We start from the raw sequence: 14425 nt of genomic DNA on the forward strand, positions 1-14425 counted from the left end.
CTAGGCAGCAGCGAAAAGTGATTAAAACCAGAGGAGTAATGTGTGTCTCAACTAGATAGCGCCAATGATCGAACAGCAAAACTCTCGTGGGGGGAAAAGCTCGGTTATGGTGTAGGTGATGCAGGTTTTAATTTCTACTGGATCATTATTGGCTCCTACCTGCTCTATTTTTATACCGATATTTTTGGCCTAACGCCTGCCGTTGCCAGTGTGATGTTTCTAGTCACCAAAATTGTGGACGCCTTTACCGACCCTCTCATGGGGGCGATTGCCGATAGAACAAAAACCCGCTGGGGGAAGTTTCGACCGTATTTATTATTCGGCGCCTTACCCATGGCCGGTGCCGCCACCCTAACAATGAGTACGCCCGACCTTGATGAAACGGGAAAAATTGTTTGGGCCTATGCAACCTACAGCTTAATGATGCTGACCTACACCATACTCAGTACGCCATATTCATCGCTTTCCGGTGTGCTTACGGCAGATACCCGCGAGCGAAACTCGATTTTTGGTATTCGATTTTTCTTTGCGTATTTTACCGGTATTCTTGTTGGTGCTTTAACCCCCGACTTGGCAGACTATTTTGGCAACGGTGATGATGCTACCGGCTGGCAGCGAACGATGTTGCTGTACAGTCTTATCGCCACCGTTCTTTTCTGGATTACTTTTTTTACCACCAAAGAGCGTATTCAGCCACCGGCAACGCAGCAACCGAATGCGATACAAGATATTCAAGATTTGTTACAAAACCGTCCTTGGCTAATTCTTTTCGCGTTAGCGCTAATCATAATGATTACCCTGACACTTCGAGGAAGCTCTGCGGCTTACTATTTTAAGTATTTTGTCGAGCGGCCCGACCTGATAGGAGCCTATATTGGTTTGCAGATGGCGGCCTACATGGTTGGTGCGGGTTGTACTCCGTTCCTAACCGCATGGATGGACAAAGCAAAGTTATTGGTTTTGCTTATGTCGATAGTGGGGGTGCTGTCTATTGCTTTCACCTTTGTACCTAAGCCCGAATCTAACGGTGTTCAATCGATACAATCTGAGAATAAGATTGTTTTGCAGGCTTCCAGTTTTATCGATGGTGCCATTCCCGAAAATGCCAAAGTCAGCTGGGAAGAGCACGAGAAAGTGTTTTGGGTAGTTAAAAAACGGTTAGTGATTGCCGATGCAGGTAAAACCCTAGTGTTGGAAAACGCAAAAGGTAAGGTGATTAGCGTAAAGATTAGCTACCGAGACCCGCAGGGTAATAGCGTAGTGGTAGACAGCGCCGATTTCCCCTCCGAGATTCTGGTCATGTTTTTGCTGAACATTTTGATCAGCCTATGTTTGGGGCCAAAATCACCTCTTACTTGGTCCATGTATGCAGATGCTGCAGATTACAACGAGTGGAAAACCGGTCGGCGCGCTACGGCTATGACATTTTCCGCGGCCACCTTTGCGCAAAAAATTGGTGGAGCGCTGGGCGCGGCGGCAATCGGCGCAATTCTGGCAACCATTGGCTATACCGCCAATCAGGCGCAGAGTGATGCATCCCAAATGGGCATAGTCATACTACAAACAGCGGTTCCAGGCGTATTTGCCTTTGTGGCAATTGTAGCGTTGAAATTTTACGATCTGAGTGGCGAAAAGCTGGAATCCATTCAGGCAGATTTAAAACGTAGGCAAGCTGAAACCGATTAATTTTCCCCTTGTTGCAGTGCGGTCCTCGTGGCCGCCAATTTTTTACAGTCACATCACCTCTGATATATAAGCTCTACTATTCGCTATGTTAGAACTCTCGAAAAACGGAAAACGCTATTCTCTGAAATCATCTACCGCAATGCCCAAGGCGTCGGGATTTTTGTGGAATAAAAATATGATGATTCAGGTTACTTGCCGCGGCTATGCTATCGCCCAGTTTATGCAGCCTGAACCTTCTAAATATACTTATCAGCCAATGGTTGAGGGCAAGATATTCATGCTGCCCGAGCAACCTTTTTTTAGTCATTCTCCGGGGCGTTTTTTTTATATTAAAGACGAAGAAACCGGCGAGCTTTTTTCTGTTCCTTATGAACCCTGTAGGGTTGATGCGCAGGACTTTGAGTTCTCTGTTGGCAAAGGCGATTTACGCTGGACTGTTAAGCATTTGGGGTTGGAAATAAGGTTGGAGCTCAGTATTCCAACGGCAGATGTTGTCGAATTATGGCTTTTGGAGGTTGTTAATACTTCAGGCCGTGCACGAAAGATTAGTGTCTACCCTTACATACCCTTTGGGTTTATGAGCTGGATGAACCAGTCGGCACAATATCGACAAGATTTGGGCGGCGTTGTTGGTAGTTGTGTAACGCCATACCAAAAGCTTGAAGATTACTATAAAAATAAAGATCTAAAGGATAAAACGTTCTTCCTGCATGATCGAACGCCAGATGCCTGGGAGGCGTGCAGAGATACGTTCGAAGGCGAGGGCGGCATACACAGGCCCACGGGTACTCAGCAAGAAATGCTGAATTGCGGTGATGCTCTATACGAAACACCGGCCGGTGTACTGCAGTACCGTCTACAGTTGGATGCGGGGCAGCAGGAAAAATTTCGTTTTTTACTGGGCCCTGCTTTTGATGATGCTGAGATTATGGCTACTCGAGACAAATATTTTGCCGACGAGGAGTTTGCAGGTAGCCGAAAGGCTTATGCTGAATATGTAGAGAGTTTTCGTGGGGTTATCAGCATAGATACACCTGACAAACATTTTGATAACTTCGTGAATGAATGGTTGCCGCGCCAGGTTTTTTACCACGGTGATGTGAATCGTCTATCGACCGACCCGCAAACCCGCAATTACTTACAAGACAGCATGGGCATGAGTTACATCAGCCCCGAGGTTACCAAAAAAGCTTTTCTCTGGGCGTTGGCACAGCAGGAAGAAAGTGGCGCCATGCCCGACGGCATATTGTTGCGTGAAGATGCCGAATTAAAATACATCAACCAAATTCCGCATACCGACCACTGTGTATGGTTGCCGGTTTGTCTGCGCGCCTACCTTAATGAAACCAACGATTTTGAGTTTCTACAAACCGAAGTGAAAGACTGGAAAGGCGATCGTGTACTTACCGTATTCGAACGCATTAGCGCCGCCATGCGCTGGTTGCAGATGGACCGGGATGAACGCGGTCTTAACTATATTGCTCAGGGCGACTGGAACGACCCGATGAATATGGTGGGCTATAAGGGGAAAGGTGTTTCCGGTTGGCTGTCGGTGGCAACCAGCTATGGTTTACAACTTTGGGCCGACGTTTGTGAGCAGGTAGGCGACCTTGTGTCGGCGTCACAGTTTCGCCAAGGTGCAGAAGAGATCAACCAGGCGGTAAATGAGCATATATGGGATGGCGACTGGTACGGGCGCGGTATTACCGATGATGGCGTTTTGTTTGGTTCAGCCAAAGATGCAGAAGGGCGTATTTTCCTCAACCCCCAAAGCTGGGCATTAATGGCGGGTACGCCCAGTGCAGAGCAAGCGCAAAAACTGCTGAACGCAGTAGATGAACAATTAAACACCCCTTACGGTGTAATGATGCTAGCGCCAGCATACACGGCCATGCGCGACGATGTGGGCCGAGTGACCCAAAAACACCCCGGTGCTGCGGAGAATGGTTCTATCTACAACCATGCTGCGGCTTTCTATGCTTGGGGTTTGTATTGTGTAGGTGATGCTGAGCGTGCCTATGATGTTGTACGGAAAATGATCGCAGGCCCGGATGAGGGCGACTTATTGCAGCGCGGGCATATCCCGGTGTCTATTCCTAACTACTACCGGGGGGCTTACCACCAATTCCCGAGAACCGCCGGTCGTTCGAGCCAGCTATTTAACACGGGTACTGTTTCCTGGGTGTATCGTTCTATTATTGAAGGTCTGTTTGGGTTACAGGGTTGCAGTAATGGTTTGTTGGTTAAGCCCAATTTACCGGCGCATTGGCCTACCGCACATGTGCTACGTGACTTTAGGGGCGCGAGCTTCGATGTTAAGTACACCCGTACAGGCGAGGTTACAGCGCTGCAGATAACGGTAGACAACAAGCGGCTTGCTGGCTCGGTTATCCAATCGATTGAGCGGGGAAAGGTCTATAAAGTGGTTGTACGGCTGCCTTTGTAGCGTCTTTCTTGGGCCCTCTGCGGGGCCCTGCTTGAACCTGCTGGGGAAAACCTCAATAATGACTGCCGCAAAATAATGACGAGCAGTACAGTGAAACAGCCCCTACAGCACCAGCACGACACGCTTTCCCCACTATTTCTGGTTACCCTTCTTGTGCTGGGGTCGTTATTGTTGGGCTACAACATAATGACCCATCTGGACGTTGGTCTGGGTGATGAAAATGTACATCGCTTCCAGATCAACTGGTTTATCAAAGGTCGTTTCGAGATCTTCAAGTACATCCCGATGCTGCCGCTGTACCACGGGGTTGTGGCGGCGATTGCTAAGGTAACCGGCTTACATGGGCTAGATGGGTTGCGTTTTGCGCATATGCTGTTTGCAGTTGGCGTAATTCCCGCAATGTATGCACTGGTGCGGTGCTTTCACCCCACTGAAGCTATGTCGCGCACGCTGTTACTGGTGTTTGTACCCTTTCTGTTCCCACTGTTCTTTATCACCTATACCGACTTGCCCTCCTTGATGTTTGTACTGCTCATGGTCGAGCGGGCCTGGAAAAAGTGCTATTTATGGGCAGCGGCCTTGGCGTTAGTGGCGGTTCTAATGCGCACGCCGAATATTATTTGGGTAGCGTTTACCACCAGTATGATTCTGCTGAATACCGCGAAAGAAATGTCGGTGGGCATACGCTTAAAGACCAATGGAGCCCAAAGGGGCCTGCTCGATAAGTCCTTCTTGCTTGCTGGCCTGCGGCGTATCAGTGGTTTTTTGGTGGTGTTCGCGTTATTTATAGTTTTTGTGATTATTAATGGCGGTGTTGCCATTGGTGATGCCGAGCAACACCCTGTTTCCTATAACCCCTCAAATTTGTACTTTTTTCTATTGGTTGCTTTCGTACTGTTTTTACCTTTTTGTGTGGAGCAAGTACCAGACATATACCGGTTACTGCGCAAGCATTGGTGGATAATCGGCTTATTAATACTCGTTTTTTTCTACTATTTTTATACCTACGAGCACCCGCATAAATATAATCGTACCTCGCTTAAGTATTACCGCCACAACCTGTTTATTCACTATACCAGCGACTATTTCTACATCCGTATAGCGAGTTTTTTCCCTATGGCGTGGATGGCGCTAAGCTTTGTTACTGGCGTACGCAAGAGTGAATACGGCTCAACCTTGTTGTTAATTTTACCGTTTGCACTCCTGTCGTTTATACCGCTGCCGTTAATAGAACACCGTTACTACGTAGTAACCTTAACGCTGTTTTTGGCGATTAGGCCGCGTATGTCCGCTTGGAGTACGGGTGCTACCTTAACGGCTTTTGTGCTTATCTGCGCTTATGTAATGTTTAATATTTCGCGACAACTCTTTTTCCTTTAATCCGCTGGCCACTGAATTATGTACGGAATATTCCTATTATTTACCCTCGCTTTCATCTGGTTTTGTGTGGCCGGTGGAACCTTGCTTGCTTCTCGTTTAGTGCCGGGCTTTGCATTAGCACGCAGCTTGGCATTGTTGTTTTTTGTGTTGGTGTTCTTCTTTGTTGAGCACTTTGTAGGCCTTGGCAATTTGCACTACGCACTGCCATTTTTTATGGCAGTGTCTGGCTGGGTATTTTGGAAAAACCTTGCGCAGGTCAAGTCACGTGAGTTTTTGGTGTCTGAGCTGGTGTTTTTGGCGGCTTTTTTATATGCCTTTATCTGGCGGTTTTCCTTTCCGTCGATTACGCCCTCATCTGAACGGATGACGGATTTGTTTTTTATCGCCAACTATCTGAGTGGGGTAACCTTGCCGCCGGTCGATATGTGGAACCCGCCGCATCTGTTCGACTACTACTACGCTTTTCAGCACTACGCTGCGGCACTGATGGGGCGTATATTTGCACTGGAACCGGGTGAAACCTATAACTACGCGTTCGCCTTGTTAGGGGCTCTACCCATAACGCTGGTTGCAGCTATTGGTCAAAAGCTTATTAGCAAATCTCAGTTCTCCACCTATCAACGTATTGGGCTTATCGCACTTCTTGTTTTGTCCATTGTTTTTGGTGGTAACGGCCTTACGCCCCTGTTGAAAATGGTTTACAAAGTTCCTGAATACAGTAGCTATGTAAAGCCAGGGGCTTCAGCGGAGGCTATTGAGCGTGGCGAAAGTCAATATTATTCCGCGTTAGGTAATAAAAGCCGTGATCAAATTATTGCTGCCGCGCGTTTTATTGGCAGTGAACGTGATAAACCCATGGCGAAAAACACCAAGGTATACGGTTCCACGGGTAGTCTTTTCTTTCCCGATACGCCAACGGTTATTAAAAGCAAGAGAATGGTGCTGCCCTCCGAAAATTTGGGCTATCAATACTTTCTGGGGGATTACCACCCCACGCTTGGGGGCTTCTTTCTGTTAGCGTTGGGGTTAGCCTTACTGTTTTCGTTACAGCCTGCTTCGGTGGAAATGGCCGCCGAGCCAAAAACACGGCGTTGGCCAAAAATGGCGCAGGCGCTTTTGGCACTATGTGTACCGGTAATGTTGATTACCAATACCTGGACCCTACCATTGATGGTGCTGTTGATTTGCGCCTGGATATTATTCCAGCTGGTTACCCGCCAAAAACTTGAATGGTTATGGTTAGTTGGGGGAGGCGTGGCGGGTACGTTCCTTATTTACCCGTTTATGAGCGGGTTTTTAACCAGCACTTTGTCAACACCGGTACAGTGGGTGCCGACTGAGATGCATACACCTTGGTCGCGCTTCCTTGCGCTGCAATGGCCAGTATTGTTATTCATTGGTTTGGGTTTCTGGGAGGGGCGCTTTCGTCGTATAGCCTGGATGTTCAGCGGAGTATGGTTATTCCTGCTGGTAATGTCAGAACTGATTTATATTGACGACCCTACAGGTGATTATTTCAGTCGTACCAACACCGTAATGAAATGGTGGGGTTGGATTCAGGTAGGCGTGTTTGTTTCTCTAGGTGCTTTGTTAATGAGTTCCACGCAAAAATGGCTGCGCTGGGTTACAGTGATCGTATTGCTGCTTATTACCACAACCGCTGGCTGGGAGTTGCAGCGCCACTGGCGCCATGCGGGTAAGTACAATGCGGGGCATCTAGAAGGCCACCACTGGTACACCAACAATGCCACAAATAGGCAGATGTTTGAATATCTGGAGTCTGCGCCCTACGGCGTGGTGCTAGAGCCAATATTAAAAAATGCCTACAGTAATACCAGTATTTACGGTATTTTTACCGGTAAGCCGGTACTACTAGGCTGGCCCTCACACCTGCGTACCTGGCATGGTAGCGTACCGCGCGTGTGGTTGATGAAAGAAGAAATAGAGAAGTTCTATAAAGGTGAAATGGCCGATACATTGAGTTGGTTGCAGAGTAATAAAGTGCAATACATTGTTTTTGGTCCAAAAACAAATAATAAAAATTTTGAGGCGATTCATAATCAAATTAAAAGTCAGTACGCTTGGCATGAGTATGAACATTCTCGTAAAAGGCATACGGGGCTTTGGGTTAAAATTGATTAGCTTTTTATGCGCAAAATTAGGTGTAAGTGATGAATAATAACGTACAAAAAAATAGCACTAACAAAAAGTTATCGCTGCTGGTTCCTATGTACAATGAATCCAGCGTTATTCCCGTTTTTTTTGAAACGGTGTTAAAAGTTCTTGAAACGGTTTCCTATGAAATTGAAATTGTTTGCGTTAATGACGGTTCGACCGATAACACGCTTGAGTTGCTCAAAGGCTATGCTGAAAAAGATAAACGCATTAAGCTGGTTTCCTTTTCACGTAACTTCGGTAAAGAGCCGGCAATGACCGCGGCGCTGGATTTTGCAACCGGTGACGCTATTGTGCCAATTGATGCAGATTTGCAAGACCCGCCAGAGCTTATTCATGAAATGCTAGAAGAATGGGAGCAAGGCTTTGATGTTGTATTCGCCCGCCGCTCTTCTCGCGATGCCGACAGCATAGTAAAGCGAAGCACGGCAGCTTGGTTTTACTCCTTGTTCAACAAGATGAGCGACACTTACATTCCATCGAATGTGGGCGACTACCGTTTAATGGATCGTAAAGTGGTTGAGGTCATTAAAAAACTGCCCGAAAAAGACCGTTTTATGAAGGGTTTATTTTGCTGGCCTGGCTTTAAAAGTACCACAGTTGAGTTTGAACGCCCCGAGCGTGCCGAAGGCGAAACCAAATTCAATATGTGGAAGCTATGGAACTTTGCCATTAGCGGCATTGCATCTTTTAGTACCATGCCTATTCGCCTAGGTATTTATTTGGGTTTAATTATTTCAGCGGCGTCATTTGTGTACGGGTTGTTCATTATTACCAAAACCCTGTTTATGGGTGTTGATGTGCCGGGTTATGCTTCTATTATGGTTGCGGTGCTTTTCCTTGGCGGTATTCAGTTGTTCTTCTTGGGCTGCTGGGTGAGTACATAGGGCGAATATATAAAGAAGTGAAAAATCGACCATTGTATGTAGTGGAAGAATCGATTGGCTTTGAATAATAAACTGTTGTATGCAGGTCGGTCGTATTGAGGCGCCCTTATGGTAATTACGTTTTTAAAACGTCAACTAAGCCGCGAATTAATTGTTCAGCTGTTCATTTTTGGGATAGTGGGCGTTACGGCTACGCTTACCCACTACTTCGTGGCGCTGGGCACCCATGAGGGTTTGTGGGTAGACCTTTATATAGCGAACCTATTCGGCTACGTGTCTGCGGTGTTGGTTTCTTACTTTGGGCATGGGAAGTTAACCTTCAGGCAGGAGTTAAGCTGGAAGGTGTTTATGCGATTTGCGTTGGTGTCTGTGTTGACCTTTTTACTCAGTGAAGTAATTCTTTATTGCCTAGGGACTTTTGCCAAGCTCCCCCACAGAGTGTCGTTGGGCGTGGTGGTGTGTATTATTCCACTGATTAGCTTCGTTTTGAGCAAGCTGTGGGTTTTTAAAGCAGAGCCTGTTGAGGCGCTACGTTAGCGTTTGGCAAATTCTAAGCCGTAGTAAACATACAGCCCCCAAGCAATCAATGCGGTAATCAGTGCGAGCGCTGCGCCAGGGTATAGTAGCCTGGAAGGGTAGCCTGATTCGCTGCGGTGTTGAATGCAGTAAACGAACGCTGCAGGAAAGCACAAAAATATTAACACGCCGTAGGCATAGCGTTTATTTCCTAGCGCCGTCAGCAGTGTCATTAAGACGCCCACCAGTATTAGCGCAAGGCCAATACTGCCGGTTATGGTTAAAATAATCATCCAGGCTGTGATCATAAAGTTTTCTGCTCTTCAGCTACTTCATCTACTTCAGGTAGAGGCCAGCCACCGAGTTGCTTCCATTTATTAACGATTAAGCAAAAAAGTTCGGCGGTTTTCTCAGCATCATAAGCGGCTGAGTGCGCCTCTCTGTTCGAAAATTCAATATTGGCGATTTTACAGGCTTGCGCAAGTACCGTGTGCCCAAAGGCAAGCCCTGCCATGGTTGCGGTATCCAAACACGAAAAGGGATGGAAGGGGTTGCGCTTAACATCACTGCGGGCAACCGCTGCATTCAAAAAGTTAAGGTCGAAGTGCGCATTGTGGCCAACCAAAACGGCGCGATTGCAGCCATTGGCCTTAACCAGCTTACGTATAGTTTGAAACGTTTCACTTAGGGCGATGGTTTCGGGTACCGGGCTTCGGCTTTCGCACTCGAGGTTAATGCCTGTAAAGTCCAATGCGGACTGTTCAACGTTGGCACCCTCAAAGGGTTCAACTTGAAAATCAATGGTTGGTTCACACTCGAGAATGCCCTCTTCGGTCATGCGCAGTGGCACCGCTGCAATTTCAAGAAGGGCATCGGTATTGGCATTAAAGCCACCGGTTTCAACATCAATAATAACCGGTAAAAAGCCGCGAAAACGCTTTGCTAAAAGCGATTTTTGTTTGTCGCCATTTTCAGTAGAGCTCACAAATATCCTAATTGTTTTATTTTTTCAGTTGCCAGTTTAATTGCTCACCCGCTTTAACGGGTACCAATTGTTCATTACCGTAACTCAGTGATTGTGGAACTTGCCAGCTGCGTTTTTCCAGAGTAATGGTACTGGTGTTACGTGGTAGGCCGTAAAAGTCGGGCCCATAAAAACTGGCGAATGCCTCGAGTTTATCCAGTGCGTTGTGCGCTTCGAATACCTCGGCGTACAGTTCCAGTGCGGCAAAAGCCGTGTAACTTCCTGCACAGCCGCAGGCAGCCTCTTTTTTACTTTTGGCGTGGGGCGCGCTATCGGTACCTAAAAAGAATTTAGGGCTGCCACTGGTGGCGGCTTTAATCAGCGCCTGTTGATGTAACTGTCGCTTCAAGATGGGTAAACAGTAGTAATGTGGGCGAATTCCTCCGGCAAGCATGTGGTTGCGGTTGTACATCAGGTGGTGCGCGGTAATGGTTGCACCGACATTGGCCGAGGATTCGGTCACAAAATCAGCCGCCTGCTGGGTGGTGATATGCTCAAGTACAATTTTCAATGCCGGGAAATCGTTCACCAATTGTCTTAGGGTGCGGTCTATAAATGTGGCTTCGCGGTCAAAAATATCGATGTTAGCGTCGGTAACCTCGCCGTGAAGCAATAGCAGCATACCCTGCTTTTGCATTTCTTCTAGGGCCGTATAGATGTGGTGAACATGGGTTACCCCAGAATCGGAGTTGGTGGTGGCACCAGCTGGGTAGAGTTTACAGGCTACAACGCCCGCTTTTTTAGCTTCGGCAATCGTTGCTGGGCTGGTGTTATCGGTAAGATACAGCGCCATTAGAGGCTCAAAATGTGAGCCTTCGGGCCGTTCGGTGATAATCCGGGCTTTATAGGCCAGTGCCTGCTCGGCATTCTGCACGGGCGGCATCAAGTTAGGCATGATAATAGCGCGGGCGAAGCTAGCGGCAGCGTGGGCAACGGTGGTTTTGAGTGCTTCCCCGTCGCGCAGGTGAATGTGCCAGTCATCGGGCGTTGTAATAGTGAGAGTGTCGGTCATTGAAACTACGGCTATCCTGATGTGTATTCGGAGGTTTTCTTCGAGGGTTTACGCGCCCTCGGGTAGGCGAATGCTACCGGAAATTCCCTCATCTTGCACTGGCAGTCTCAAGCGTTCGCCTTTTCAGCCGATAACCGTTAGAGGTAACCGGGTTAGGGTGGTAAAACGTGTCAGCTCATCTATACAGAAACATTGCGGTTTTACTGTTGCCATTGCTATGGCTACAGCCAGTATTCGCAACGGATTACACAAATGCCATCAATAACGGCCAATGGCAGGCCCATAGTTCGGTGTTTGAATGCTCACTGGAGCAAAAGGTACCCTATTTCGGCAAAGTGGTGTTTGAAACCCACGCGGGTAGAAACTCTTGCGTGTATTTGCAGTCTCGTCCCCACCGTTTTCGCGCGGGAGAGGCCCGTTTTCTTGCTCGGTCACCGGTGTGGATGGAGGAGCCCCAGGTATTTGAATTCGACAAGGTGGCGCTGAAGCAGGGGTTACGCCCTTTCTGGAAGGGCAGTGATTACGCCGAAAAAATGCTAGCCCAACTGCAGTCGGGTATGGAGCTGGAGCTTGAGAAAGACCAGTGGTTCGAACCCAAACAAAGCGCGCCATCTCGCGTAATTCTGACGCCGGTTGGTTTTCGCAGTGAGTACCGTCAATACCTGCGTTGCCTCGGTGGTTTGTTACCCGCCAATTTTGACCAAATGAAGCGTACTCCTCTTTACTTCCCTCCCGGCGAAATAGAAGAGCTGGACAGTAAAATGACAAGCAAACTCGACCGTATGCTTAAGCTGGTGAAGCATGACGCAAAAATCCGTTTGTTTTACATAGACGGCCATTCCGATGCTATGGGAGATCGTGCGGATAACCTAGAATTATCAAAAAAGCGAGCCGAGCTGGTACAGCAATACCTAACACGCCGAGGCGTACCGGAAGACTGGATCACCATGCGCTGGCACGGCGAGCGCTATCCCGTGGCTTCGAATGACAGTAAAGCTGGGCAGGGTAAAAACCGCAGGGTTACCGTAAGAATGGAGAGGGTGGAGGAGATAGAGGTATTGCCGTTGGCTTCCAACCCGTAGTGTTCCATTTTTTAATGAACAGCGCAACCGTGCCCCTACCAAACGGACCTATAAAATAAATGGGTCTTTATCATATTTCGCGTGATGGGTTCTATCTCGGCGTAAAGTAGACCGTCCTGTGTAGCTTAATAGCCATTGGGCATCTGCTTGCCTCTGTCAAAAAACAGATTGCCTTAAGTGCATATTCTAAATTAGCTGAAAGCTCATTCAGCTTTTGTGTGTGCCACAGTTTATATTGGATATGGTGACTTAGCTTGGTGCTGAAGATGTTTCCACTGAAGGTTTATGTTGGTGAAAATGGTTTGCTCAAGAGACTGTCACTAGTGCCTGCGCTATTCTAAGAAGTAAAAAATGAAGGGCATCCACAAACTTAAAACAGGGTTCAATTTCCGGGCGAAGTTGCATAAACATCCGCCCGGAATACACTACTCGGCTGTGACGGTGATGCTTATGCGAGGCACAAACGGGAGTGAATAATTAGTTTGGCGGTTCGCTTCGTGGTCGAACACTATTTCATAAATACCCGGTTCGACTATACCTGCATGTCGTAGCGCCATGGATGTGTTAGTCAGTCTCTCTGGCACAAGATCAAAGAGCTCATTATTCAGGCTGGTTTCGTTAGCGCTCCGGAGACCGGGAGACGCACCGAGCAAATTGTAGCCTTCAATCTCTATATAAAACGGATTACCTGCAGGCACGCTTACGCGGGATACGCTGGTAACCTGTGGAAAGGCTTTCTCATAAAGAACCTCTACATCGCTATCGGGAAATAGACCATTGTTATCTGATAGGGTAATTATTCCCGCACCGCTCACATTGTTAGGTAATGCAGCAAAAATTTCTATATCCACTGAAAATATCAAGTCATTCTGGTTAGAAAAATCACTACCTCCTGAAATCGGGAAAATGCCTTGATCGCGGTCTAGTACAAGCCATGGCGCTTGAGTGCTCGCCTGCCAGCTTCCTTCGATGCGTTGGGTATTATGTATTGAGATATAACCCCCTTCTGCGGGGAAGTATTCATTATCGAAGCGCAGAGGCCGCTCTAATTTAGAAGTTCCCCCGGATACGTAGAACCGACCGACTGTGATAAAGCCGTCAACAATATTTACCCCGATATCCACGCGGCCTATTACCTCATTGTCTACTGAGGCTTCTATTTGGCCAGAATATCGGCCATAAGCGGGTTTGTAGGGCGCATATACCTGAACGAATACGTAATTTCGTCCTGTGGTTAAGTCGGTTCTCCCTCTACCAGTGCGGGGAGTTTCGTCAAAGTTAAGATCGAACTCAATGCGCGCCAGATCAGCGCTATTTTCACCAACAAATAAAAACGGTGCCACAAAGGAAAAGTCATCGTGAAAAGGAGCATTAAGTTCAATCGGGTTTTCAAGAAAAATAACCTGATCACTAGCGCCGCTGTATCCCTCTTCAATGGAGTAAATAGTGTAGGGCATTACCATGCTGGAATGTGTAAAACCTAATTCATAATGGAATGTATGGGACGATTTTGTTGCGCGAAAGTTTTCGTCATAGGAAGGCGTCGTGATGGTAAATCCATCGCCACTGATGTCAGAAACCTGAAAATCCTCGAGCATTTTCTGAGGTAGTATCAGTTCACCCAGATCTTCAGACACTTCGGCTTCAATTCGTACCGTAGTGCTGGGCGTACCCGGAGCCTCTGATTCAGCATAAATTGCCATATAATCCTTACCGAAATCGATCACCGTGCGGTGTTCGCTATCTTGCTCGTTAATTATGGGTTCCAAGCGAAACTGGGAAGGGGGGAAGGTGATGTTATACGGCAAGGAGACGGGTGAGCCTGCAAGCTCATTGTTGCAGTCTTCATCGTTACACAAATGCATATTTACTGTACCGGAATAACTCCTTTCCCAAAGATTATTATGTGTTATTAACTCTAAGTGAGCGGATTTTCCATCAGTAGCATAAAGTAGGATTGAGCGAAAAACACTGTTGTCTAAGTCTGCGTATATGTGAAGGTTTGAAGCGTCAATATCCTCACCAACCGTGGCTACGATGTAAAATTGCGTCGCCTTCTCGCGCAGTGCTGGTTGGTGCTGGATGGCACTTGGAAGCAGGGTGATTTCCTCGGTGTTGTTGGTATTGACTGCCTTTCCTTCGGCGCCACCACAAGCGGTAATTGTGACAGATAGTAGGGCGCAAGAAAAAAGAACAAATAGAAGCTTAACATCCATA

The 14425-nt window shown here is 47.5% G+C and carries 11 protein-coding genes; 7 read left to right on the forward strand and 4 right to left on the reverse strand.

Going from position 1 to position 14425, the window contains the following annotated elements; genetic code table 11:
* Positions 1 to 42 precede the first annotated feature (42 nt).
* The 6 genes from H5336_RS18210 to H5336_RS18235 all read left to right on the forward strand — a co-directional run bounded on the left by H5336_RS18210 (position 43) and on the right by H5336_RS18235 (position 9111).
* Positions 43 to 1686, forward strand: a complete 1644-nt coding sequence (locus tag H5336_RS18210; RefSeq protein WP_185235894.1) for an MFS transporter — start codon at positions 43 to 45, stop codon at positions 1684 to 1686.
* 85 nt (positions 1687 to 1771) lie between these two features.
* Positions 1772 to 4132 (forward strand): GH36-type glycosyl hydrolase domain-containing protein, encoded by a 2361-nt coding sequence (locus H5336_RS18215; RefSeq protein WP_185235895.1) that lies wholly within the window; start codon positions 1772 to 1774, stop codon positions 4130 to 4132.
* Between the two features lie 90 nt (positions 4133 to 4222).
* Positions 4223 to 5512, forward strand: a complete 1290-nt coding sequence (locus H5336_RS18220) for a Dol-P-Glc:Glc(2)Man(9)GlcNAc(2)-PP-Dol alpha-1,2-glucosyltransferase (RefSeq protein ID WP_313557854.1) — start codon at positions 4223 to 4225, stop codon at positions 5510 to 5512.
* Between the two features lie 18 nt (positions 5513 to 5530).
* Complete coding sequence (locus H5336_RS18225; protein WP_185235897.1) at positions 5531 to 7654, forward strand: DUF2298 domain-containing protein; 2124 nt, start codon at positions 5531 to 5533, stop codon at positions 7652 to 7654.
* A gap of 29 nt (positions 7655 to 7683) precedes the next feature.
* The gene (locus H5336_RS18230; RefSeq protein WP_281385708.1) at positions 7684 to 8574 is read left to right on the forward strand and encodes a glycosyltransferase family 2 protein; all 891 of its coding nucleotides are present in this window, start codon (positions 7684 to 7686) and stop codon (positions 8572 to 8574) included.
* 108 nt (positions 8575 to 8682) lie between these two features.
* A complete protein-coding gene (locus tag H5336_RS18235) occupies positions 8683 to 9111 on the forward strand; it encodes a GtrA family protein (protein ID WP_185235898.1) in 429 nt (142 codons plus the stop codon).
* Here the strand turns inward: H5336_RS18235 and H5336_RS18240 are convergent.
* From H5336_RS18240 to pyrC, 3 genes are read right to left on the reverse strand one after another with little or no spacing between them, the layout of a single operon-like run.
* On the reverse strand, positions 9108 to 9398 hold the full coding sequence (locus tag H5336_RS18240) for a hypothetical protein (protein WP_221628223.1): 291 nt from the start codon (positions 9396 to 9398) through the stop codon (positions 9108 to 9110). The genes H5336_RS18235 and H5336_RS18240 overlap by 4 nt on opposite strands.
* On the reverse strand, positions 9395 to 10075 hold the full coding sequence (gene rnt, locus H5336_RS18245) for a ribonuclease T (RefSeq protein WP_185235899.1): 681 nt from the start codon (positions 10073 to 10075) through the stop codon (positions 9395 to 9397). Before rnt ends, H5336_RS18240 begins: the two co-directional genes overlap by 4 nt.
* Before the next feature lie 16 nt (positions 10076 to 10091).
* Positions 10092 to 11126 (reverse strand): dihydroorotase, encoded by a 1035-nt coding sequence (gene pyrC, locus H5336_RS18250; RefSeq protein WP_185235900.1) that lies wholly within the window; start codon positions 11124 to 11126, stop codon positions 10092 to 10094.
* A gap of 167 nt (positions 11127 to 11293) precedes the next feature.
* On the opposite strand from pyrC, the gene H5336_RS18255 reads away from it, so the two are divergent.
* Positions 11294 to 12208 carry a MotY family protein gene (locus tag H5336_RS18255; protein ID WP_313557861.1) on the forward strand — a complete coding sequence of 305 codons (915 nt, stop codon included), beginning with the start codon at positions 11294 to 11296 and terminating at the stop codon, positions 12206 to 12208.
* 425 nt (positions 12209 to 12633) lie between these two features.
* Here H5336_RS18255 and H5336_RS18260 read toward each other — a convergent pair whose 3' ends face one another.
* Positions 12634 to 14424 (reverse strand): hypothetical protein, encoded by a 1791-nt coding sequence (locus H5336_RS18260; protein WP_185235901.1) that lies wholly within the window; start codon positions 14422 to 14424, stop codon positions 12634 to 12636.
* Between the last annotated feature and the right edge of the window lies 1 nt (position 14425).

It is taken from the genome of Teredinibacter franksiae (assembly GCF_014218805.1).
Taxonomy (GTDB): Bacteria; Pseudomonadota; Gammaproteobacteria; order Pseudomonadales; family Cellvibrionaceae; genus Teredinibacter; species Teredinibacter franksiae.